This window comes from Flavitalea plasmicola (assembly GCF_030546645.1).
Classification (GTDB): Bacteria; Bacteroidota; Bacteroidia; order Chitinophagales; family Chitinophagaceae; genus Puia.
This window is the reverse complement of sequence record NZ_JAUOTO010000010.1, coordinates 142893-167090: the sequence shown is the minus strand read 5'-3', so window position 1 is coordinate 167090 and position 24198 is coordinate 142893. Positions and strand designations below refer to the sequence as shown.

Here is a 24198-nt window from a genome sequence, read left to right as displayed (position 1 = left end):
CTATTTCAGGATTGGATGCAGGGGCCGGAGAAATTACATACGGTTTGCGCCCCTTTTCCACGGGCCGGGGGACTTTAACGATGTTTTGACATTTCGGCCATATGGTTTTTTTCTTTCCCGGCGTTTTTACCTGAATTTCCCTCCAAGATCCCCTGAATAGCTATCGATCCAACCTGTACATAACTTTATTAAAAATCATTGCATGAATGCCGACTATGGCCGTCACCGGCCCCTGCGTATTGTGTTGGTGTTGTTTGTGATCACGATCTTACTGGACAGATATGTAATAATGCGGGTCATCCCCTGGGTGGCGGACCTGGGCGGCATCCGGCTGATGCTTGTTTTTTTGGACATACCGGTAGCCCTGCCACAGATCGACCCGCTGCCCGTGGCCGTGCTTTTCTCCCTTTTATATTCGATGACCCCCACCGCCTCTCCCGTCCGTCAGGAGTTCGCTCCCACCGGAAGGCTCAGCACCATCTGGGGAGGTGTCATTGTACTGGCGCTCTGGATGTCGGCGGGGGCGCTGGTCTATCATTTTGCGCAGGGGCTTCTTCCCCGGCAGGTGCGCAACGGCATTGATTCCTTCGGTATCCAGGCAGATATCCATACCCCTTTTTCGGAGTACAGCATTCTTCCTTTAAGGGGTGGCTTTATCCTATTGCTATGTTTTATCATCGGCGGGCGGACCCTTGTCAAAAGGGTCAACCGGACGGCCATAGCTCGTCCGGTGCCCGGGATGATATTGCCGGAGGCGGAAGAGGTGGAGACAAGGAGAACGGTACAGACCGGAGACACCCGGAGAGCCGCCGGGTCCGCACGAGCCGCTGAGACTGTGCAACCGGCCAGATCCGCGGAGCCTGTACGGACCATGGAGCCCGTCAGACCGGCGCGCCCGCGGGTAACCGCCAAAAGCGTGGCCGTCGTAGCGCCCCGCCGCGTGGAGGTCATAGAAAGAGAAGGCAGCGCTACTCCTCTATATTGACCACCTCATAGGCCGGCTGCCCGTCCACTTCCACGGGCTGATAATAATCGCCGTTGTATTGTAAATAGGTGATATTTCCTGCCCGCACCTGGGTACATCCTTCCGGTAAATTGTAGACGATGGCGCCGGCAGGAGCTTTCACCACCTGGAAGCCATTCGGTACCTGCACGTAGAAGATGCCTCCGAAATAGAAGAAGGTATCATCCCCCACCCGCACGGCCGTCCTGTCCGGCGGCAATTCGGGGACGACGGCGCCGGGCGGAGGCGCCACTGCCTGGTAGCCGCCATTATAAGGCTGATAGAATACTCCCGCATCATAATGATAATGCATATCATTGATCACCACCACGGCCGCAGAGGCGGCCAGGACATTGACAAAAAATCCCACGGGATGCCATGCAGGGCCGTATACGTAGGGCCTGTAGGGATGGTAATAATACCGGTGGTAGGTGTAATAATGATGTCCTTCCCAAAAATGGGGCGGCCGGGTATACGGCGGACGGTGCGGTCCCCAGCCCGGAGGGCGATGGCTGATGGGAGGTCTCGGCTTATGATGAGGTGGTCTGTAATGGGGAGGACGAGTACCCGGGGGACGCGTATGGCCGGGAGGGCGTCCGCCGGCCGGTGGACGTGTATTTCCTGGCGGGCGTCCGTTGCCCGGGGGGCGTGAAACGGGCGGTCTGGCCGCCGGCGGTCTGGCATTGCCGGGAGGCCGCTGTGCGGGATTCCCGGGCCGCGTCGTCGGGCGGCCGGATGGTGTGGGACGGGTCGACTGCGCTACCATTACTCCGGGAAGCGCTATCCAAAGTATGATATATAATAATCTCCGACTGCTCATGGACACGATTTTGCGTTGAATGTAGGAAAATAATGGTTAATAATCATTTATTATGAAGCATCTGTCAAATGGTTGACGCAGGGCTGGCGAGGGGCGCCCCTACCTTTATAAAAATTATTCAATTATGAAGAAATCAATCTTATTGACAGGCTTTATCTTCACATTGGCCGTATCGGCCTTCGCGCAGAAATCGGAAATATACAAAACCTCCGACGGGGCTATCCACGGCTATGACGCCGTGGCCTATATCAAACAAGGCAAGGCGGTGAAGGGTGACGCCAGGTTTTCCTATACCTGGAAGGATGCCAAATGGCTATTCGCCAGCCAGCAGGACCTGGACCTTTTCAAAGCTAACCCGGATCAGTATGCGCCACAATACGGCGGATACTGCGCCTATGGCACCTCCCAGGGACACAAAGCGCCCACCGATCCACAGGCATTTACGGTCGTGGGCGGCAAGCTCTATTTGAATTACGATGCGGACATCAAAAAAACGTGGAGCAAGGACCAGGCAGGGTATATTCAAAAGGCGGATAAGAACTGGCCGGCGATAAAGAACAAGGAGTAGCATGCCTACCTTCCCTTGATTGGAATACGGCATCTTTCTCACCAGATGGACCGCAGCGGCGTATAAGACAGCTGCCGGATCTTCCAGGGCTCATTGGTGCCGATGTGCAACCGGGTCAGCGGTGCATCGGGAAAGAACACCGCCGTCATCACGGTGAGACCGCCATCGGCGAATAGCTCCAGCGAAGAGACATCCATCACCACCGTCAGATCCAGCGTTTTAGTGGCAGCGATCCTGGGAGAAAAGAATTTTTTCGGAAATTCCTGGTTGAAGTCCGTCTTACCGGAAAGTGCACGATCGATGTACCACCGGTTGGATGCTTTCTCATATCCCAGGGCCATCTGCTGTCCGTGCGGGTTAGAAAAAGTAATAAAGAAATCTTTGATGCTATCCGCGTGCAGCGTCAATTTGTACTGGGTGGCGGAAGCGTGGATCTTATCGGAAAGATCCGTCAAAGAATCGATGGGAACGCCGTTCATAATGACAGGCTTTGCCGCCTGGCTGTTTAGTTCTTGCACAGGCAGCGAGCTGAGATAGATCTCCCCTCCTCCCCCGGCACGCACCAGCCGCAGCTGCCTGGGCAGGGTCATGGCATTGCGCCATGCGGTGGTAGGTACCTGGTTGGCATAGATCCAGTTGCTCATCCATCCGAGGAATATCTTCCTTTTTCCCGTATTATTCCAGGTGATGCCGGCATAGTCGTCCGGTCCGTAGTCGATCCACCTGATTGTGCTGCCACCTGTGTAAAAATTTTTGCCATCGAATTGCCCGATGAAGTATTGCGTTGCCGATCCTCCGTTGGGTCCGCCGGGATTGATGCTCACCAGGAGCACCCAATGGGTGGCGCCATCCAGCTGCATGGGAAAAAGATTGGGACATTCCCACACGCCTTCATGCGCACCCTGGTCCTTCCCAAACTCGCTCTCTTTGGTCCAGCTTTTCAGGTCGCGGGAAGAATAAAATGTGACCCTGTCCTTTGTCGCCAGCGTCATCACCCATTTTTTCCCCGGCTTGTACCACATCACGTTGGGATCACGGAAGTCCGCGATGCCGGGATTTTTCAGTACAGGATTCTGCCTGTACTTGATCCATGTATTGCCATCGTCCAGGCTATAAGCGAGGCTTTGATACTGATAATCCTTATTTCCTTTTTTTTCTCCTGCGGGGTCGTGATGCGTGAAGATGGCCACCAGGGGCACCTTCCCTTTTTGTCCGAACCCACTGGTATTGGCGGAGTCCACCACCACGCAACCGGAAAAAATATAGCCCAGGCTATCGGGATAAAGCGCGATGGGCTGCTGCCGCCAATGGATGAGGTCCTTGCTGGTAGCATGGCCCCAATGCATGGGCCCCCAGATGATGTCGCCCGGGTAATGCTGAAAGAAAAGGTGATACACCCCTTTGTAATAGACGAGACCGTTAGGGTCGTTGGTCCACTTTTCCCTTGGAGAAAAATGCAGCTGAGGCCGGAAGGGCTCCCGGTAGGCGGCCGCAGGGGGCTGCGCAACAAAGATCAACGGGGAAAACATCAATCCGCCTGTCAGTATCCACCGGGCAAGGGTCATGGGGAATGGTTTTATCCCTAAATGTATGATTTATATTAGATATGAAGGCAGCATGCATTATTGAAAGTATTGTACGATTGCTGCATCTTTGCATAGGAAAATAAATTGATCGACTATCACCGCAGGCTCATTAAAACCTCCCATCGATGAACATCCCATTTTACCAGGTAGACGCCTTTACCAGCCGGCCCTTCAAAGGCAATCCCGCCGGCGTTTGTCTGCTGGAGACTCCCGTGGCGGATCACCTGCTGCAATCCATCGCAGCCGAGAACAGCCACCTGGAAACGGCTTTTTTAATGACCACTTCCGAGGGGTATCGTCTTCGCTGGTTCTCTCCATTGATGGAAATGCCGCTCTGCGGTCATGCCACGCTCGCTACGGCGCATATCCTTTGGGAGACGGGCTGGGAGCCGGCGGATAAGCCGATCCGGTTTTCAACGCACAGCGGGGTGCTCACCGCTACCAGGAATGAAGGCTGGATCGGGTTGGATCTCCCCGCAAGGCGCCATGCCGCCTGCGAGATGCCGTCAGAGTTGGAGCAGTTGTTTTCCGGGAGGTATGTGAATGTCGCGTATAGTGTCGACCGGTTTATCGTTGAGCTCTCTTCCGCGGCTGCCGTCAGGGATTTTGTGCCGGACAGCGAGCTGCTGAAAAACTATCGCTGTGTCATTACAGCCAGGGGCGAGGACGAAGGGCCCTATGATCTTATCTCACGTTATTTCGCGGTGCCTGTCGGCTTTTTGGAAGACCATGTCACGGGCACGGCCCATTGCAGCCTTGGACCTTATTGGGCGGAGCGGCTGGGCAAAAAGGAGCTCTTTGCTTACCAGGCTTCACCCCGTGGCGGGGAGCTGAAGATAACTTTGACGGGCGACAGGGTCCTGCTGAGCGGAGAGGCCGTCACCATCATTGAAGGCAGGATGACTATATAATTCACCTTTACGGCAACCTAAAAAATAACTTCATGACAAAGGCAAAAAGGTGGTTGAAAACAGGTTTGTTCTTATTGGCTGCCCTGCGGGTCCCGGCTCAGAGCGGCACGAATTCCGTCGACGTGCCCTTCGGCGGCAATGCCTGGAGCAGCGGCCCCTCCCTTCACACCGTCTATTTCCGGCTAAGGCATACCGGCAGCTTGTATGTCACAACGGGCCAGTACGTCATCTCCACCTTCAATATCAGGGACACGGGATATCAGGCTTTGAAGCTGTCCGGCCCCGCAGTGCAAAGCATCACCCTGAAAGGCACGGCCATACAGGGCGCAGCCTATGTGCCCAACAATGAAGGGAATTTCTTCTACTGGGGGCGTCGCGGACCTTCTGTACACCTGAACTATCCCCTGCCCGAAGACACGCAAGCGGAATGGTTCTACAATGAGGTCTTTGTTCCATCGGGACAGGATGTGCAAGGCTCCTATTTTATGGCGGATGGATTCGCCCAGGGTTATTTCGGGATGCAGGTGAACTCCCCAAAGGAACGGCGCATACTTTTCTCCGTTTGGAGCCCATTCAATACCGACGATCCTGCCGCGGTCCCGGACAGCCAGAAGATCCTGCTGGTGCAAAAAGGCGAAGGCGTACACATTGGCGCGTTCGGTAACGAAGGCTCCGGAGGACAGAGCTATCTCCATTTTATGTGGAAGGCGGGCAATACCTACCGTTTCCTGCTGCACGCCCGGCCCGTGGCGGGCAACTATACGGAATTCACCGCCTGGTTCTATGCGCCGGAAGAAGGGAAGTGGAGACTGATTGCGGGCTTTCGCAGGCCGCAGACGCAAAGCTGGCTCACGGGCATCCACTCTTTCCTTGAAAATTTCGACCCGGAGGAGGGGGATAAGACCCGGTACGTGCTTTTCGATCACCAGTGGATCAGGACGCCGGAAGGGAAATGGCTGCCTTTACACAAAGCGCGTTTTACGGGCGACAATACGGCGCGCAAGGGATACAGGATGGATTATGCGGGCGGGGTGAAAGGGACGGCCTTCTATCTGCAAAATTGCGGTTTCTTCTCCCAATATACGCCGCTGGACAGTTGGTGGCAGCGGCCTGCCGACGCCAACGAGACCTCTCCCACAGTGGACGTCGATCATTTGGGCAGGTGATAATCGATGCCAAAATTACGGGCATATTCTTCCAATGGTTCAAGCCCCACGGCTGCCCTCCTCTTGTTGACATTGCCCTCATCCCCGATGGGAAAGAATTCATTTTTGCCGGCTCTGTTGGTCCGCACCTGGCTGCCATAGATCTGCGGCTTCCCCTGATTTGTCAGGACCCTGTCCTCCAGCAAGGCCAGGTGTTCCGCCTTCGCTTTCCCATCCTTTACGGCCAGCCGCATCATCGGCAGGTAGGTCACCTGTGTAAGTGAATCCGCGTGCTGAATGACCAGGAACAAGGCCAGATTGGCTTTCTCGCCGATCTCATCTATGCCGAGCCAGCCATATTTATCCAGGATATCTTTCACCTTGGCCAGATTGGCATCATCTTTTTTGCGAATGACTTTCCACAGGGAGTCTGATCTCCGGGTATTGTGCTGTTTGGAAAACTCGTCCAACTTCCGGCGGGCGGACTGGTCATCGTCCAGTACGGTGTCCAGCCTTGCCTCGATGGCATGGTAAAGGGCCCAGGGGGTAGCGGGAACACTATCTTTTTTGACGCCGGCGGAATCCTGGCCATAGACGGCGAGGTGGAAGAGGGACAATGCGATCAAAAGGGTCTTTTTCATGAACGGTCGATATAGCCAAATATAGAAAAAATGTCCCGATGAAGGCGGAAATCAGGTTGTCTGCTACCCGAATAGTCCTATATTTGAAAATTACATCATTCCCCGACCAGTCGCGCGTTTGAAACTTTACCCCCTGTACCCTCTCCCGGCATTGAATTTTCAGCATGACTGCAATTTCCAGACATATATTGTTGATAGCTTGCCTGGCGGTGATTTGCGCTTCCCCGACCTTTGCGCAGTATGAGTTCTTCGCCACGCTCAATCCTTCAGATCTTTCTCTCAACCGCCTGGCCAAGATCCAGGGGGTGACATGGATAACGGGCAATTCCGCCTATGACGAAAATCATCATCGCTTTTTCTTCCAGGGTAATGCTACCGGGGCCCTACCCTTTGATCTCTTCACCGTGGACGCAACATCGGGCGCATCCATTTCCATGCCGCCGCTGCCTTCCAACTTTGCAAAGGGCAATATAAGCGGTCTGCAATATGACAATGTCAAAGACACCTTATACGCCATTTATCTCGACGGCACGGGGGCGGGGTATTTTTCCTGGATAGAGCCTGCCACCGGCGTCGTGCACACGGTGAAAAGCATACCCTTATTTTCCGGCTTCGGAGGAAGTACGTTTGATGAAAAAGACCATGTATACATCTGCCTGAGCGGGCCCACGCTTTATGCGATCGACGCATCCACGGGCAATGTCCTGTATCAGTCCGATCTTCCTGCCGGCGTAGGTCTGAACCAGATCGTCTATAACAACTCCGATGGTAAATTGTATGGCATCGACGTTTCTCCAGCGCTGCCCGCCCCACAATTCGATTCTATATCCCTTGCCACGGGAACGGTGCATGTTATCGCCGCACTTCCCCCACTTTCATTGCCTTATATCTACGCTTATGCCATTGACGAGGCTTCGGGTAAATACCTGTTCGTCGGTGAAGACCCTATTTCCGCCGCCTGCATCAATTACTACTTTTATGTGGTGGATATTCATACGGGCGCTGTCTTGTCAAAAACCCTCTACCCTTATGCCCAGAATGCCGGATCGATCACCGATGAGAATGTCATTGACTACGCTTTCGACCAACGGACAAACACATTGTACGCTTTGAACTGGCATCCCCCTTCCAGCGGAGGAGATCCATCCATCCAAATCACCGCATCCGACGACCCCGTCTGTCAGGGGAAAATGATCACGTTCACCGCGACGGCGGGGTCCACCGTAGTAAATCCTTCCTATCAATGGTTCGTCAACAGGCTGAATACGGGAATGACCGGAACGGTCTTTTCCCGGGACGATCTGGCAGGCGGAGATACGGTCTACTGCGTCATTACGGATCATTCGCCTTGTCTGGCCAACGCGACGGACACTTCCAACCGCATCGTTATTCAAAGCAAGCCAAACGCGTCCGTGGCAATTGACGCCACGCACACGAAGGTATGCACCGGGGATCCGTTGCAGTTTACCGCCTATCCAACCAACGGAGGTGACCATCCGCACTATCAATGGCAGATCAACGGCAACTACGCAGGAACTGATAGCGACACGCTTACTTCCAGCACGCTGGCAGATGGCGACATCGTAAGCTGTATTATGACGGGAAACCTCGTCTGCAGCCTGCCCGTCCCATCTACGAATCCTATCACGATGATCGTGCATCCCAGGCCGGAGATCACAATGGCAGAAAACGTCACCATTGCCAGGGGCAAAAGTATCCGGCTGACCCCATCCGTCACAGGCGCCATTACCATCTATCAGTGGACGCCGCCAGCTGGCCTGGACAATCCGGACCTGGCCGATCCTGTTGCGGCGCCGCTCGTTACAACCGATTACCAATTGCAGGTGACAGCCGACAACGGATGTACCGCATCAGGGAAGACAACGGTGAACGTATCTTCTGCCATACAGATGCCTGGTGCATTTACACCGAACGGAGATGGCCGGAACGACCTGTTCAGGATCCCGCCTTCCTCGCCCCAGAAAATCATCAGCTTTGCCGTCTATAACAGGTGGGGACAAATGATCTTTTTTACGACCAATAGCGGCAGCGGCTGGGATGGAACGTTCAACGGTCAACAGCAGCCCGCCGGATCTTATGTATGGAAGATCGATTATGAAGATGCAACAGGCGCACGCAGGCTGGTTTCCGGCACCGTCATGCTCGTCCGTTGAGCGGCGGGCGCGTCTTCGCGCAGAATATTCCGGATCAGGGTCAGCGGAATGATCAATCGGGAAGGATCGTTCCTCAATGCCTCATTAAACGCCTGTATCGCCCGTTGCAGCAGGTAGTTCTGCCACATCATCTCCAGGTCGTTCCCATCCGCGGGCAGCAAATGGGCGCCTTTTACCCCGGCCATATACGCATCGATAAAAAAGCCGCTCATATAGTGCGCCCAGAGGGCGGCAAAAGGCCGTAAAGCGATGCGGTCGGCCTCCTGCAGCTGCGGGTCATTCAAAAATCCCTCGAAAGCCACCTTATGGATGGACAGGACCATGGAAGCCAGGTCGATCAGGGGCGAACGTTTCAATCTCCTTTCACTGTAGCTGAGGGTTGGATCGCCGCTGTAGTCGCTGATGGCAAGATCCTTACCGGTGAGCAGCACCTGTCCCAGGTGGAAATTGCCATGGATACGTATTTTCAGTGCATCCAGCTTTTTCGCATAGATACGTTTGAAGATCGCCAGCAACCTGGGCCGATAGGCCGTAATCCTTTCCGTGTTGGCCTGCATGTCTGCCGGGAGCTTGCTTTTATTGCGCGAAAGGTTCTGATAGGTCTCCCTTACCAGCGATTGCAACGATGAAAAAAGTGAACGCTGATAATGGAGAGAAAAGGCTTCGGGCCTGTAATCCTTGTCCCCGGCGCCGGAGGCAAGGGCCATATGCAGCTGCGCAGTGCGAGTGCCGAGCAGGCGGGCCTGTTCTGCGGCCGGACTACCCAGCAGGGCCTGCAGGTCGGGAGGCAATACATCGAAGGATACAGGCGCCATGAGGGTACCCTGCCGTTGTTCCCAAAGCAGCACGTCCTTGCCGCCCGCCTGCACGCGTTCTATATAGTTATGGATGCGTTCCTGGAAATAGCAATAGCCATCCCCGTGATTCTCTATCATCTCCTGCATCAATCCCAGCACGATGGGACCTTTTTTGATCTTCCATTGGACATCGCCGATGAAAGCAGGGATATATTGGAATGCAGCTTCCTTCGTCAGGAACCGGGTCGTTTCAAGGTCCGGATTGATGGCAATATCCACTTTGCGGTACATCTTCAGAAAGAAAGTGCCATTGTAGGTGATGGAAGTATTGAAAAGGTCTGATGTATGTATGCGGGGAATGACTTCTCCTTTTTCCAGGCTGGTCTTCAATATGCCATTACCTGCAAATTCGATGCGCCGTCCGGTGGCGGTGATCGGCTTGTGTCCCGCCATCCTGTGGAACAGTTCCACCTGCCATTCGGGGACAAAAAATGCGTCCACCATGGCCCCCTCCCCTTCTTCGCCACGGACCCGGGCTATCAATGCTTCGGGAGAAACGCCGGCGATCTTGTCCGCCTGTTCATTATTGATAAATACTACCGGCAGCTGATAGAGGCCGGAGGTACCATTCTGCTCTGCGATCTCCAGGAGGAGCCAGAAGGCCGGGCGACCGTCAAACGGCACTTTTATGAAGTCGAAGACGCTCACCTGGAACAGGCTCCTGTCCTTGCCGGTGAACCATTTTACTTTTTGCAGGTAGCGCGGCAGGATATTGCTTTCCAGCTGCCGGAGGGCGCTGCCTTCCATCAATGCTTCCCATTGCCGGAGGATGAGTCCCGGCAACGGCTTGTCCTCATCCATTTCCGGGTGGGCCTTCTCCAGCACAAACCACTGGAAACTGTAAGGCGTTAGCGTAAAAAAGTAGGACCCGTCGTCTTTGATCACGGGAAACCGGTTTTTACTAAACACATCCACGGGAACATAACCTTTGTAGGCCAGCAGATCCACTTCCGCCGCCTGTGAAAATTTTGACAGGTTTACAACGATCAGCAGCGTCTCTTCTTCATACGTGCGCGTAAAGGTGAGGACTTTGGGGTTTTCCGTATTGAGGAATTTCAGGCTGCCCCTGCCGAAGGTCTTGAACTTTTTCCTTACGCTGATGATCCGCTTCATATACCAGAACAGCGAAGACGTGTTGCTGCGCTGGGTCTCCACGTTCACCGACTCGTAGTGATATTCGGGATCCAGGATCAGGGGCAGGTAAAGTTTCTGGGGATTGGCGCCTGAAAAGCCTGCGTTCCTGTCCGGCGACCATTGCATCGGCGTTCGCACCCCGTCCCGGTCGCCCAGGTAGAAATTATCACCCATGCCGATCTCATCGCCGTAATAGATCACGGGCGTTCCGGGCAGGGAGAAGAGCAGCGAGTTCAGCAATTCCATCTTGCTCCGGCTGTTGTCCAACAGCGGCGCCAGGCGGTGGCGGATGCCCAGGTTGATCTTCGCCTTCGGGTCCCTGGCATAGACCTTATACATATAGTCGCGCTCTTCATCCGTCACCATCTCCAATGTGAGCTCGTCATGATTGCGGAGGAAGATAGCCCACTGGCAGGTGGGTGGAATGTCGGGCGTCTGTTCGAAAATATCGGTGATGGGATAACGGTCTTCCATCTGGAGGGCCATGAACATGCGGGGCATCACGGGGAAATGATAGTTCATATGACATTCATCGCCATCCCCGAAATAGGAGACGGAATCTTCCGGCCACATGTTTGCCTCGGCAAGGAATACCGTGCCGGGATAATGCTCGTCCACATATTTCCTCATTTTTTTTAAAAAGACATGTGTCTCAGGCAGGTTCTCCCCGTTGGTCCCTTCCCTTTCATAGAGGTAAGGCACGGCATCCAGCCGGAAACCATCCACGCCCATCTTACACCAGTAGTCGATGATGCGGAGCACCTCTTCCTGCACCAGGGGATTGTCGTAATTCAGGTCGGGCTGATGATGGAAGAAGCGGTGCCAATAGTATTGTTCCGCAACAGGGTCCCAGGTCCAGTTGGAAGCTTCAAAGTCCTGGAAGATGATGCGGACGTCCTTGTACTGATCGGGATTGTCGGTCCAGACATAGAAGTTCCTTTCTTTTGAACCTTTGGGCGCCCTGCGGGCCCGCTGGAACCAGGCATGCTGATCTGAGGTATGGTTGATCACCAGCTCCGTGATCACTTTCAGATTGCGTTTGTGGGCTTCTTTCAAAAAGTGGCGGAAGCGGGCGATATCTCCATAGGACGGGTTGATGTTGTAGTAATCCGCAATGTCATAGCCGTCATCTTTTAAAGGCGAAGGATAAAAGGGCAGGAGCCAGATGGCCGTGACGCCAAGGTCCTGCAGGTAGTCCAGCTTCTGCAGAAGACCCTGAAAATCACCTATGCCATCGCCGTCGCCGTCACAGAAGGCCTTTATATGCAGCTCGTAGATGATCGCATCCTTATACCAATGCAGCTCATCGTCCAGTGGAGTTGTCGTCGCCATACCGGGAAGGGTACAAATAACATGCCCGGGAGAAAGGGACTTTTTTTCTACAGTCGGAGGTAATGGGGCTGTTGCGGTGTGTCACAGGCTGTCGTAGGGTATCACGGGGGGTATCGGTGGGCTGTCACGGGAATTTTCGGGATATGCAGGGCTGTTGCAGGGACATCCCGGGATGATCTCAGGACTGTCCCGGGCTATCTTACAGCGCTGTCAGCCCCAGGCCCGGCTTACCGGAAATAGACATGATGCCGTCCTTCAGCAGGAAGCCGCCCGCCACCACATCCCTGGCCATGTCCAGGCTGCCGTCCAGGTCGATGAATTTCGTATGGGGGCAGGAGAAGGCCGTATGCAGGGCGGCGGTGATGCTGATGATGCTTTCATCATTGCAGCCCCACATGAGATCGATGGAATGCCGGGCGGCCGTGTCGGCGATCCGCAGGGCCTGGCTTATGCCGCCGCACTTCATCAGCTTGATGTTGAAAAATCCGCAGGCGGCGGGTGCGGCAGCCAGCTTTGTCGCGTGCTCAGGCGTGACGAGGGATTCATCGGCGGCGACGAGCTTTTTGATATCATCCGGCAGCCGGCGCATCGTGTCCTCCTGTCCAACGGGCAGGGGCTGCTCGATCAGGCCGATCTGCAGGCGCCGGGTTTGCGCCGTAAAGGCCGACAGCTGCGTCCCATTATATCCCTGGTTCGCATCGATGATGATGCCGATGCCATACCCGAATGTTTCGCGTAGCCGGATCAGCCTTTCCAGGTCCTCTTGCAGCGAGATGCCCAGCTTCACCTTTAGTATCTTAAATCCCCGGTCCGTATATTCTCTTGCTTCCTCCAGCGTCCCGGCAACACCTTTGATCCCAATGGTAATGGAGGTAGGCATGGACGTGATCCGCTGGCCCAGGAAACCCGCCAGCGGCAATCCCAGCCCTTGCGTGAAAAGATCGTAAAGGGCGATCTCCAGGCCGGTGCGCGCCGTCGGACTGGCCTTAAAGGTATGCTGCACGATCGCACAGAGCGCGTCGATATCATCCAGCTCCCGGCCGATGAGGACCGAAAGATTTCCCTCGTTCAACGTGGCCAGAGCGTCGTCCAGGTATTCGCCCACCACAAAATGACTGGGATTGAATGCGCCGTAACCTTTTAATCCATTGTCGGCGATGATCTCGATGATGCCATTCTCCACGGCGTCCACGGTCTTAAAAGCGATGGTATAAGGACGGGTAAGCAGCAGGTCTTCCTTCCTGACATGGATGCGTTGGATCTTCATGATGGTGTGCTTTTAAAAGGAATGTTCTTGAATGTCGCCACATATTCCCGTACAATTTCGGAGAGGCGATGCATACCGTCTTCCAGCGGAAGGATCACGGGCAGGCCAAATTCATTTTCCAGCCTTTCCTGGTAGCCGCGGGCTTCTTCGGCCGTGAGCTTCGCCGTGTTCAGGGTGATGGCCAGCACGCGGGAGCCGTAAAGACGGATGAGCTCCAGCTCCCTTGCCAGGGATATTTTGTTGCCCGTGCTTTCCTTGCCCTTGTAGTATATCCGGCCCGGCGCATGCTGCAGGATGACGCCCTTGCATTGTGCAGAGAGCAGCAATTCCGAGCCGCAGGGACCGCTGGGGTTGCAGAGGGCCGATTGGCCTTCGATGAAAATGACGTCGGCATCCGTTTCTTTCCAGCAGGAGACCACGGCATGCTCCAGCTCACCGGAGATAAAATCGTTGTAGGTGCTGTCCAGCACAAACCCATAGCGATGTCCCTGCAGCCATCCCGTCTGACCCGTGAAGATCATTTCCGCGCGGACACCTTTTTCTTTCATGGCGCCGGTGATCATCACGGCCGTGGTCCGTTTGCCCAGGGCGCAATCCGTACCCATGACGGCTATGACCGGCGCAGTCACCTCCATAATGGCGCCTGACCAGAATTTCAGCTGGTCCTTCGGCCGTGGCTTTCGTATATCCAGCAGGGTTACTCCATTTTCCGCGGCCAACTGCCGTATGTCAGGCATATCGGAAAGAAAGTCATGGGCGCCGGACACGATGGAAATGCCGGCTTGGATAGCGTCCCTGATCTGGTCGAGTATGGGCGCCGGCAGCTTACCTCCGGCAAAGGCAACGCCAACGACGGCATATTGCGCTCTTTTATCCGAGCGTCGCTGAAAGTCGCCGAGGCTGGCGTAGATCGGGATGTCCCTCGTGATCTTGTCCAGGACCTCGCCGGCATCGCGACCGGCGGTCTTGTCGTCGATGACGCCGATGATGGTATAGCGTCCGCTGGATCGGATAAGTCCGTGGGCTGTTTTCGCGTTGGAGCCGGTGAGGGTGCCGGCGGTGAGTATGATGGCGTTGGTGTTCATTTTGTTTGTTTAGGTGCTGTGTGATTTTCGCTGAGGGTTTTCTTTTCTAGTGTGTCGGGGGCGTCTTCTCCGCATTTTCGGCGACGTCTTCTCCGCATTTTCGGCGACGTCTTCTCCGCATTTTCGGCGACGTCTTCTCCGCATTTTCGGCGACCCTAACCCTTCCACCGCTGAAATTTCTCTTTCTGTCAGCATCGAATATACTTGAGCCGACACACTATTCAACAGATGCAAAAATCCCTACCATCGAAATTTAGGCGGTTCCAGGGCAGGGTCGACCTCAAGGCCCCGGAATGGCAAGTCGCTGACTCTATCTCTGCGAACTCGTCCCGTTTGTCAAAATCCTATCTGTCAAATCCTCTTTGTTAAATCCTCTTGTCAAATCCCCTCTTGCCGCATCCGTGGGCAGCCGATCAGCTATGACCTGGAGGAGCCTTACATTCGGGTAGGAGATTCAGGTACAACTGTCCAATAGACTATCCGCTCAATAAACAACAAATGCGCAGTGGTACCGAATGTACAGCGACGGAAGGCCTATAGCTGTCGGGAATACCAATAAAGAAAAACCTAACCAAACCTAAAACTACACGCAACCATTGACAAAAATAAAAAATCAATAAAAATATTGACTTTTGCAAACTTACATTTACCTTAGAAAAAGATTAACCGTATAAATATGGATTTCTTAAAAGGACTCGACCTGGAGCTGCTGCCCAAGAAAAAATACAGAGTGATCAAATACGTCCTTGATCATCCGGAGGAGATCATATCCATGAATACATCCGACCTGGCAAAAAAGCTGAAGGTAGACCCCGTGACCATCATCAAGGCTTGCCAGGGTATTGGACTGGAAGGCTTTCACGATCTGAAAAAAAGGCTGAAGGAAAAGCTCATGCGCACGGATAGAAAAAGTTCCTTCAGCCAGGTCCTCAGTGAATTTGCCGTCAGCACCAGCACGGATGAGGCCATTCGCAATGCCTTGTCCAGGGACCTGGAAATGTTGAGCAGGACCATTGAAAAAGTTTCTTTCGAAAAGATCATGCTGGCCTGCCAGGCCATCATCGGCTCCCGGCAGACCTATATCATCGGACTGGGATACATCGGCAACGTAGCCAATTATCTGCAAAGCCTCCTACGCAGCCATCTTCCCCAAACCCATGCCATCACGGAATACAATGGCATGCTGTTCGATTACATGGGACATTTTGGCAAAGGCGATGTCGTGCTGGCCATTGGATTTGACCAATGCCAGAACCAGACGATCAAAGCCCTGAAGAAAGCAAAGGAAAAGGGAGCGACGACCATCGCGCTGACGGACAGTGAATATTCTCCCCTGTGCGCCTATAGCAGGCATGAGCTCTTTGTCCATCCGGCGCCCAATTATTTTCTCAGCCCGCTGATCGGGGCTTTCAGCATCTGTAACGCCATCAAGCATTGCATCGTGGAAATGACAAAGCCGCAATCCACCCGGCAGTCGGCCGCTTATAAAAAGCTGGTGGAAGAAGAGAACGTTTATTACAACTAAACACCATGACCAGATCCAAACTCATTATCCTTTCGTGTTTTCTCTCTGTCAGCGCCGTCGGACAAAACCTGGAAGTAGCCTTTCCTGTCATCGACAGCCTGTATAAAGCCTATGCAGAAAAGCACCATATTCCTGGTCTCGCGTACGGCATCGTGGCGGGCGGGCAGCTGGTGCACACCGGAACTTTCGGCTATGCCGATGTTAAAAAGAGAACGCCCGTGACGGCAAAGTCCGTATACCGCATCGCTTCGATGACCAAGAGCTTTACCGCCATGGCGATCCTGTCGCTGCGGGATGCCGGCAAGCTGGACCTTGACGACCCGGTGTATAAATATATCCCGGAGATGAAGCAGATACGGCCGCTGACAGACGACAGCCCTCCTATCACCATCCGTCACCTGCTCAGCCATTCAGCCGGCTTTCCAGAGGACAATCCCTGGGGCGACCGGCAGTTACAGCGCACGGATGAAGAGCTGATCAACTTTATAAAAGGCGGTGTCTCTTTGTCCAATACCCCCGGGCTGGCCTATGAGTACAGCAACCTGGGCTTTACGCTGCTGGGGCACATCGTTACCAAGGTTTCCGGTGAGCCCTTTGAACAATATATCCGCCGTACCATCTTCAAGCCACTGGGCATGGAGCATACGTATTGGGAATATACAGAGGCAAAGCCGGAAGATCTTGCGCATGGCTATCGCTGGCTCAACAACCAATGGAAAGAGGAAGCCATGCTGCACAGCGGGGCGTATGGCGCCATGGGCGGCATGCTCACATCCCTGGAAGACTTCAGCCGCTATATGAGCTTTCACCTTTCGGCCTGGCCACCCCGGAATGGCGCAGAGACAGGACCGTTGAAACGCAGCTCGGTGCGGGAGATGCATCAGCCGGGCAAGATCAGCGGCTTCTATACACAGAACCGCAATGCCGCGGGGGAATTGTGTCCCCGTATATCGGCTTATAATTTCGGTCTTTCCTGGAGCAGGAACTGCACGGGCAAAGAGTTCATCGGTCACAGCGGTGGGCTACCCGGATTTGGCAGCAACTGGATCATTATGCCCGAATATGGCATTGGTGTCGTCTCCTTCTGTAACCTCACTTATGAAGGTACAGCAGCCTTGAATGCGCAGGTCATGGAGGAGCTGATAGCGCTTGCGCAGCTCAGACCCCGGCAGCTGCCGGTGTCGGACATTCTCCGCCAAAGACAGCAGCAACTGATGGCTTTATTGCCTGACTGGAAGAATGCACCCGCCAGCGGGATATTCAGCGAGAACTTCTTTGACGATTATCTCATCGATTCACTGCGGAAAGAGGCTACCACGCTTTTCAATAAGGCTGGCAAGGTCCTTCGTGTGGAAGAGATCGTTCCGGAGAATCAGCTGCGGGGGACCTTCCGGATCGTGGGAGAAAAGGCCGACCTGGAGGTACATTTTACGCTGTCACCAGAGAACCCCGCCCTGATACAGGCCTACCATATCAAAGAGGCGGCGGCCAGACAAGGATATGGACGGTCCACTCCCGGGCAGGGATCGGACGCGTCATCGTCTCCGTCCATCTTTGCGAGATACGGACTGAAAACCATTTCCTCCGTCGCGGAATACCGGCAGCTGGTGGTCGCCCATCCCCGGCAGGAGATCGTGGCCCTGGACAAATTCATCCCGGACGTCCGGCTCGACATCCGCTATGCGACGAATAACAATATCATGCATCGTCCCATGTACAGGACCGCGGCGGCTTTCCTGCGCCTCCCCGCTGCGGAGGCTTTGCGGGATGTTGCACAGGAGCTGAAACCGATGGGCTATGGCGTGAAGGTCTATGATGGCTACAGGCCCTACAGGGTGACGGTAGATTTTTGGGAAGCCTATCACGATTCCAACTTTGTCGCTTCGCCCTATACCGGCTCGCGCCATAACCGGGGATGCGCGGTGGACCTGACGCTGGTGGATCTGAGAACAGGTAAGGAGCTGGACATGCCGACATCTTACGATGATTTTACCCGACGGGCTGCCGCCGATTATGCCGGCGTCACCGAGACCCAGCGGAAAAACCGGCAGTTATTGCAGGATGTGATGCTGAAGCATGGCTTTGTCATCTTTCCCAGTGAATGGTGGCATTTCGATTTCGAAGGGTATAAGGCGTACCCGGTGATGGATATAGCTTTTGAGGAGCTCCTATCAAAAATCTACTGAATACTATCCGGTTCAAACTTAATCATTATCCCCCAAGCCACTTTTTTCAATATAGCGCTAAGTGTCAAAATTATTACCGTTGCCGCAGATCAAACAATCAACAATGCAGACTCTCGTTGGACGAAAGGAAGAACAATCTATTCTAAATCAACTACATATTTCCCATTGGAAGAACATTAACAATATGGGACGCCCCGTGATATTCCTTATCCTATTCTCAGCTTTTAACAGCTGCAACTTTGGACATACTTTTTCAAATATTAAACCTCAAAGTCTATATAGACAGCGGATACCCGATAGTCGGCTTGTAATATATGACTTCAGCTATGCGGGAGCATTCGCAACTACTTCCGATTATAAAGGCTATGCGGTGCTCGACTCAGCTACCCCGTTTTCAGCGGATAAAATCAAACAATTGCCCTGCACTTATTTTTCCAAGCCTCCCATGAAGTCGAATTTCAACATGATCCATCTGGACCGTAGTCGAAGAAAACCGGCAGATACATTATTGGTGCCCATCGGACGATATACAAGTCAGACCAACGACGTCCAGATAGAAGTTGTCGAATACAACGACACTTATGGCAACGCTTCTATGAGTACTGGTCAAATGGAATATGCGTTCGATAGCGTGAAAGAATCCAGGGACAGCCTGACATTTTACAATATAACTACAAAGTCTGGTGGGAATCCACTGTCATCAATTCCTTCATTTGCAAAAGGCAATATTAAAATTATAGATGCTGCCGATACTATCATTCGTATAGAGATCGAACAGCTTATTATTGGAAGAGGTTCAATCTACAAACCTACTGCGCCTCTTCTTTTAGTACCGGACCAGCCCATTGTTGGCATGGCAACTTACTACTTTCACCCTAAAAAAACTATCAGGATGAATGCCTTAAGTGATTATGGAATTTTCAAGAGAATTATTTGATCCCGGCGACAACAGTAGTGCAATGCAATGGTTCTGTTTAATACGGTATATTTGTAACGCATTAGGCGAGAGAGGCGGGTTTCTCTCCAAAAATATTCTATTGAGCACAACCGATATTCAGTAAACGATGCGCTACAAAACCAAAACAATAGCACTCCTGATTTTAGCCATTTACTCTCAGGGTTGCGGGACCGTAAAAAGAAATATTCAATCTGGCGTTAATGCGATAATCGATAGGCGCTTTGTTGTTCCTATGGCGGTTGCTCAATCGCTCAAAGACGCTTCGAAAAAAATATATTCGGATCATTCTCTCAAAGACGGAACCCCGGTGTTGATCGAAACTTTCAATGTGAAATTTTACAGTCAAAGGGATTCCTTTCCGCTCCAAATGAATAATATGAGCTTTTACTATCTGGGAGATTCGGTATATTTTAAGAATTTTAATTTCCCTAAATGGGATATCAATAAATATGCGGACACTATGCAAAGTGCATTTAACTGTTCCTATCGAATCTCAGATTCGACTGAAATTCAATGCATGTCAGGCGAGTATTCGATCAGAAATGCCAAGATCGACAAGATCGGAGCATTCAAGCCTTGCCCGGCAGATCCTTCTTTCATTGGCGATCCCCCGCACAATGAAGAATTCAAGAAGATCTTCAATGCCAAAGACCTCACTGGCTGGAATATCCACGGTACGGAGAAATGGTATGTTGATAATGGAGAATTGGTTTGTGAAAGCGGACCGGATAAACAATACGGATATCTGTCCACGGAAAAATCCTACGACAATTTTATCCTGGAGCTGACATTCAAACAGGAAGCCGATGGGAATAGCGGTGTATTCATTCGATCGGGCATTGAGGGGACCAAAATCAGCGGTTGGCAAGTGGAAATAGCGCCGCCGCAAAAACACACAGGTGGCATTTATGAGTCCTACGGCCGGGGTTGGCTGATCCTGCCAAAACCAGCGGATGAAAGCATCCTGAAAATGGGAGAATGGAATACCATGCGGATCAAGGTAATGGGGGATGAAGTGACCAGTTGGCTAAACGGCCATCAAATGGTCCAATTAAAAGACGAAAAGATCGGGGCGGGAAAAGGGTTCATTGCATTACAGATCCACAGCGGCGGCGGGATCAAAGTCCGTTGGAAAGATATCCGGATCAAGGAACTGAATTGATGCAACATCCCCCCTATCTGTCCATCCATTTTTTAAATGCAGGCGCCTTTTCCCGGCTCATGTCGACCTGTATCTTCAGGGGCGCCTTTAAAGTAAGCATTACCTTCTGGTTCTCTTTGGGGGTCACGCTTTGTATAGCCTCTATGTGGACAATATACTGCCGGTTCGCCCGGTAAAATACGGCAGGATCGAGCATATCCTCGATCTCTTCCATGGAAGCGTAATCAATAATGTGCTTTTCGCCATTGAATGTATAAATATAATGAAGGCCCTCCTTTGTAATACATGCAATATCTTTTGTATTGACGGCAAACCACTGGTTGCGGAAATTTACGATAAATTTTTCCTTGTAGAAAACCTTGGCTCCATTGGGGTTCTGCAGGTTTTGGATAAGTCTTGGCATATCCACCGGCAAACTGCTTTTATACTCAATGATATTCCTGCATTTATCGATCGCGGTCTTCAGCTCCTCTTCATCCACGGGCTTTAACAGGTAGTCTACCCCGTTGACTTTAAAAGCCCGGACCGCATATTCTTCATAAGCAGTCGTAAAAACCACCGGACAGTTGATCTTATAGCTGCCGAACAGGTCAAAGCTTACACCATCGCTCAGCTGGATATCCATGAAGATCATATCCGGCTCCGCATTTTCAAAGAACCATTTCCTGGCAACCTTTAAGCTGGGCAAAACTTCCGTAATATGCACATCTTCCGCTACCTGCTTTATTTTAAGTTTCAGTTCGGCTGCTATCAATTCCTCATCCTCTATAATCAATGCCTTTATCATAATAGTGGGATTTTAACAGTGAAATATTGGCCGTCGTCCACCACTTCGATCTGCCTGCCGCTGAGAAAATAATACAGCGACCGCATGCTTTCCAGTCCCTGCTTGTTGCTGGTCTCCACGATACCCTTTCGCTGCAGGTTGTTCCTTACCATCAGCCAATCTCCTTCGGCGATGATCTCTACCACCAGCGGCGACGATATGTCGATGATATTATGCTTGATGGCGTTCTCTATTAGGTTCTGCAAGGTCACAGGCGCAATGCTCCTGTCGAGACATTCCTCGTTTACCTTAACCTCCAGCTGCAAGCCATCCTTAAATCTCGTCTTTTGCAGTTGCGTATATGTTCCGGCAAGATTGATCTCCTCGCTCAATATAACCTTTTCGCTATCACGGCTTTTTAATATGTACCGGTATATTTTTGACAGCCGTTCCAGGAATTTCTTTGCGTCGGCGGGGCTCGAAGTGATGAGGCTGCTCAGCGACGTGAGGGAGTTAAATAAAAAATGCGGGTTAAGCTGTTGCTTCAGGCTCTCATACATCACCTTAGCCTTTTCCCTTTCAAGGGAATAGGCCTTTCCCTGCAGGGAAAGCAGCTTTTCCTTCTGGTGGATGCGCCAGGCATAGAACCTGTAAATGCCAAAGCACACCAGCACGAGGATCAAAGTCCGGAACCACCATGATTTATAATACACCGTAGCCACATGGATCCCCATAAGCTTTTCCGGGATATTCCAGCTGTTGCCATCCACCGAGGTCTTATAATGAAAGGTATAGTCGCCGCCCGGCACATTGGTGTAGCTTGCCTTCCGGTCCTTTGTGTATATCCACTCTTTATCGAAAGGGTCCAGTTTATAAGCATACCAGTTCTTCGCTGGCGTCTCGTAATTGAGCGCAGTGACTTCAAGGGAAAAGAAGTTCTCGTCCGGGGAGAGATGCAATTCCTTTATTTCTTCCGGATTTAGGTCTTCCGGGCCTGCGTTGCCGGATATTTTAAAGGAGGAAATATAGAAATCCCTGACAGTATCCTGTTCGATACGGCTATCGGGATTAAAAATGACGAACCCCATCAGGCTTGGGTAAATAAAATAGCCGTTACGCATCCTAAAAGCCGACTGGTTGTTAAAATCCAGGGTAGGCAGGCCATCACTGATATCGAATGATTTGAAATATTTTCTCCCTTCATCCAGCATCATGATCCCCTTATCCGCAGCGAACCATATCCGGTTGTGCTTGTCCACCAGGAGGGCAGATGTCTTCTCCGAAGCGCTGCCAGACCCGTTCAGGTATTGAATGAACAATCCCGTGGAAGGGTTATAGGCGTTTAGACCGCCCATTGTGCCCACCCATATTATACCCGTGCTATCTTCGGCAATGGATGTAACATGATCATCGCTCAGCGAACGGCTGTCGCCTTCTTTTTTAGCCCAGCATTTCGTCCTGCCGCTGGCAGGATCGAATTGCATTAATCCCTTATAACCAAACCCAAACCACAGCAAGCCTTTGCTATCCTTGTATATACAGTAAGTGTTATTGTCACAATAGGCCGACAGATGCGTATTCCGATGAAGGTTCTCAAATTTATGCTGTTTAGCGTTATAGCAATAGAAGCCGTCCCTGCTGCCGAACCAGGTATTTCCCGCCGCATCCTTTGCGATGTTCCAGAAGAAAGAAAGAGGAACAGCATCTTTTATACCGAACCTATCCATTTTCCCGGTGGAAAGATGGTAAAGGTTGAGACCCTGGGCGGTGCCTATCCAAATATTATCGTCATCGCAAAGTACAGACCTGACGGAGTTATATTGGATCGATCTGCCTTCTCCGCTGGTATCCTGGAATAGCTTAAATGTTTTCCCGGCCGGGTCGCACCGTGCAATACCGCTTGCCGTACCCAGCCACAGGTTGCCATTCTTATCCTCCCCCGCGGCCCTGCCCCAGTAATGAGGCAAGGTGGGATGCTGATAACAGGACGGCTGAATGGCGGTGAAGAATGACGCAGCCGGGTTGAAATAATTGACCCCGGAGGTTTCCGTACCCAGCCAGATATACCCCTTCTTATCCTGGAACAGGCATGAGGTCAGATCCCCGCTGATACTCCCCGGCTGAAAAGGGTCGTGGCGGTATGGGATAAAAGAATTGGAATATTTGTCAAAAAGACAGAGCCCTGTCCGCGCGGTGGCGGCCCACAATCTTCCGGCATCGTCGAAAAGCAGGGATACGATACGGTTGTCCCTGTAGCTGCCCGTTGAAATGTTCCCGGGATGATAAATATCCACGGAAGAAAAAGTGCTGTCGCATCTGAAAAGCAGCTCCCCGTTGATGCCCGATACAGCCCAAAGGTTTCCGGTCGTATCAAAAGCCAGCCTGCTAACGCCTCGCCCGGCAAATGCTTTAATAAAAATGAGTCGTGCCTTGTGCGTTCCGGCGTTATAGACCACAAGTCCCGTGTCGGTGGCAATATACATGTTCCCGCCGCCGCCCAGGCAAATATCGTTTACTGACCTGGACATCAGCAACTTTGATCCTTCGTCGCATTCATCTTCCACAAAAGAATATGCCATTGATCCCGTATTGAATGATACAAGACCTTTGGATGTGGCCAGGAACAGGACGGATGTTTTGCCCCGGATCATCTTATAAATGGAGAAGTTCCTGCCGGCTGGCGCAAAAAGAAACCGGGAACCCGTGTAATCATATTGGCAGATGCCGTTGGGTTGGGCTATCCAAAGCCTTTCCTTATCGTCGGTGACCAAAGCAGGTGTATAATTGGCCGCAAGGCCCCATCTGTCGTTCGCCTTATGTTTAAATACCTTCACCTCATATCCGGAAAAGCGGTTGAGCCCATTTAATGTTCCAATCCATATATAGCCGTATTTATCCTGGGCAAAACACCTGACACCAGGATCGCTCAGTCCCGCCCCAGTACTAAGCTGGTGAAAATTGAATGAAACAGGCTGTGACAGCAAAGGACCACAAAGCAGGCAAATTAGCAGTAGTTGCAGCGTTCCCGGCAGGAACATTAACCGCATTAAGCGTATCATGATTTCGAAAATAACAAAA

At 52.3% G+C, this 24198-nt stretch carries 17 protein-coding genes; 9 read left to right on the top strand and 8 right to left on the bottom strand.

Features of this window, described 5'->3' with window-relative positions:
* Window positions 1-202 precede the first annotated feature (202 nt).
* Window positions 203-985 (top strand): hypothetical protein, encoded by a 783-nt coding sequence (locus tag Q4E93_RS31700; protein ID WP_303591966.1) that lies wholly within the window; start codon window positions 203-205, stop codon window positions 983-985.
* Here Q4E93_RS31700 and Q4E93_RS31695 read toward each other — a convergent pair.
* Entirely contained in the window at window positions 969-1823 is an 855-nt protein-coding gene (locus tag Q4E93_RS31695) for a DUF6515 family protein (RefSeq protein ID WP_303591965.1), read from the bottom strand. The two genes, Q4E93_RS31700 and Q4E93_RS31695, sit on opposite strands and share 17 nt — an antisense overlap.
* Before the next feature lie 124 nt (window positions 1824-1947).
* Between Q4E93_RS31695 and Q4E93_RS31690 the strand changes: the two genes are divergently transcribed.
* Window positions 1948-2391, top strand: coding sequence for a YHS domain-containing (seleno)protein (locus Q4E93_RS31690; protein WP_303591964.1), 444 nt, complete (start codon window positions 1948-1950; stop codon window positions 2389-2391).
* A 38-nt stretch (window positions 2392-2429) separates the two neighbouring features.
* Here Q4E93_RS31690 and Q4E93_RS31685 read toward each other — a convergent pair whose 3' ends face one another.
* A complete protein-coding gene (locus Q4E93_RS31685) occupies window positions 2430-3956 on the bottom strand; it encodes a glycoside hydrolase family 32 protein (RefSeq protein ID WP_303591963.1) in 1527 nt (508 codons plus the stop codon).
* Between the two features lie 146 nt (window positions 3957-4102).
* Here Q4E93_RS31685 and Q4E93_RS31680 point away from each other — a divergent pair, with 146 nt between their 5' ends.
* A complete protein-coding gene (locus Q4E93_RS31680) occupies window positions 4103-4888 on the top strand; it encodes a PhzF family phenazine biosynthesis protein (protein WP_303591962.1) in 786 nt (261 codons plus the stop codon).
* Between the two features lie 32 nt (window positions 4889-4920).
* The gene (locus Q4E93_RS31675; protein WP_303591961.1) at window positions 4921-6054 is read left to right on the top strand and encodes a DUF3472 domain-containing protein; all 1134 of its coding nucleotides are present in this window, start codon (window positions 4921-4923) and stop codon (window positions 6052-6054) included.
* Here the strand turns inward: Q4E93_RS31675 and Q4E93_RS31670 are convergent.
* On the bottom strand, window positions 6039-6674 hold the full coding sequence (locus tag Q4E93_RS31670) for a DUF6624 domain-containing protein (RefSeq protein ID WP_303591960.1): 636 nt from the start codon (window positions 6672-6674) through the stop codon (window positions 6039-6041). The two genes, Q4E93_RS31675 and Q4E93_RS31670, sit on opposite strands and share 16 nt — an antisense overlap.
* A 164-nt stretch (window positions 6675-6838) precedes the next feature.
* Between Q4E93_RS31670 and Q4E93_RS31665 the strand changes: the two genes are divergently transcribed.
* A complete protein-coding gene (locus tag Q4E93_RS31665) occupies window positions 6839-8848 on the top strand; it encodes a T9SS type B sorting domain-containing protein (RefSeq protein ID WP_303591959.1) in 2010 nt (669 codons plus the stop codon).
* Here Q4E93_RS31665 and treS read toward each other — a convergent pair.
* The 3 genes from treS to Q4E93_RS31650 form a co-directional block, all read right to left on the bottom strand.
* Window positions 8788-12171 carry a maltose alpha-D-glucosyltransferase gene (gene treS, locus Q4E93_RS31660; protein ID WP_303591958.1) on the bottom strand — a complete coding sequence of 1128 codons (3384 nt, stop codon included), beginning with the start codon at window positions 12169-12171 and terminating at the stop codon, window positions 8788-8790. The genes Q4E93_RS31665 and treS overlap by 61 nt on opposite strands.
* Window positions 12172-12370: 199 nt before the next feature.
* Complete coding sequence (locus Q4E93_RS31655; RefSeq protein ID WP_303591957.1) at window positions 12371-13438, bottom strand: mandelate racemase/muconate lactonizing enzyme family protein; 1068 nt, start codon at window positions 13436-13438, stop codon at window positions 12371-12373.
* Window positions 13435-14523 (bottom strand): N-acetyltransferase DgcN family protein, encoded by a 1089-nt coding sequence (locus Q4E93_RS31650; RefSeq protein ID WP_303591956.1) that lies wholly within the window; start codon window positions 14521-14523, stop codon window positions 13435-13437. Before Q4E93_RS31650 ends, Q4E93_RS31655 begins: the two co-directional genes overlap by 4 nt.
* A 676-nt stretch (window positions 14524-15199) precedes the next feature.
* Between Q4E93_RS31650 and Q4E93_RS31645 the strand changes: the two genes are divergently transcribed.
* From Q4E93_RS31645 to Q4E93_RS31630, 4 genes are all read left to right on the top strand, one after another.
* Window positions 15200-16048, top strand: coding sequence for a MurR/RpiR family transcriptional regulator (locus Q4E93_RS31645; RefSeq protein WP_303591955.1), 849 nt, complete (start codon window positions 15200-15202; stop codon window positions 16046-16048).
* Between the two features lie 5 nt (window positions 16049-16053).
* Entirely contained in the window at window positions 16054-18234 is a 2181-nt protein-coding gene (locus Q4E93_RS31640; RefSeq protein ID WP_303591954.1) for a serine hydrolase, read from the top strand.
* 103 nt (window positions 18235-18337) lie between these two features.
* Window positions 18338-19171 (top strand): hypothetical protein, encoded by an 834-nt coding sequence (locus Q4E93_RS31635; RefSeq protein WP_303591953.1) that lies wholly within the window; start codon window positions 18338-18340, stop codon window positions 19169-19171.
* A gap of 538 nt (window positions 19172-19709) precedes the next feature.
* Entirely contained in the window at window positions 19710-20354 is a 645-nt protein-coding gene (locus Q4E93_RS31630; RefSeq protein ID WP_303591952.1) for a 3-keto-disaccharide hydrolase, read from the top strand.
* Between the two features lie 13 nt (window positions 20355-20367).
* Here Q4E93_RS31630 and Q4E93_RS31625 read toward each other — a convergent pair whose 3' ends face one another.
* Both Q4E93_RS31625 and Q4E93_RS31620 read right to left on the bottom strand, forming a co-directional pair.
* Window positions 20368-21141, bottom strand: coding sequence for a LytR/AlgR family response regulator transcription factor (locus Q4E93_RS31625; protein WP_303591951.1), 774 nt, complete (start codon window positions 21139-21141; stop codon window positions 20368-20370).
* On the bottom strand, window positions 21138-24179 hold the full coding sequence (locus Q4E93_RS31620; protein ID WP_303591950.1) for a ligand-binding sensor domain-containing protein: 3042 nt from the start codon (window positions 24177-24179) through the stop codon (window positions 21138-21140). Before Q4E93_RS31620 ends, Q4E93_RS31625 begins: the two co-directional genes overlap by 4 nt.
* Between the last annotated feature and the right edge of the window lie 19 nt (window positions 24180-24198).